The organism is Bartonella queenslandensis AUST/NH15 (assembly GCF_000312585.1).
Taxonomy (GTDB): domain Bacteria; phylum Pseudomonadota; class Alphaproteobacteria; order Rhizobiales; family Rhizobiaceae; genus Bartonella; species Bartonella queenslandensis_A.
The window spans coordinates 1-293 of the sequence record NZ_HE998500.1; the positions used below are offsets into that span (position 1 = coordinate 1).

The 293-nt window shown below is 37.9% G+C and carries 1 protein-coding gene; it reads left to right on the forward strand.

The genetic code is table 11. The annotated features are described in order from the left end of the window. The coding region (locus BN338_RS10695; protein WP_039762739.1) for a DnaB-like helicase C-terminal domain-containing protein at positions 1-242 on the forward strand (242 nt) is incomplete at its 5' end. Positions 243-293: the final 51 nt, after the last annotated feature.

The window sequence follows — 293 nt, forward strand, 5'->3', positions numbered from 1 at the left end:
CCGATATTGTTCTTTTCGTCTATCGTGAAGAATATTATCTCAAAAATGAAGAACCAAAGGTTGGTAGCCTTGAACATACAAAATGGCTAGAAATAATGAATAAAGCTTTTGGAAAAGCTGATGTTATTGTTGCAAAACAACGTCACGGACCGACAGGAATCGTATCCCTTGCCTTTCAATCCGATTTCACTCGCTTTAGTGATCTGGCAGATAGCAATTATCTCCCAGAACAAATTGGTTAAATCACCATGATACGGAACCGTATTCAATTTATCTGTCAAAATTGCGGAACC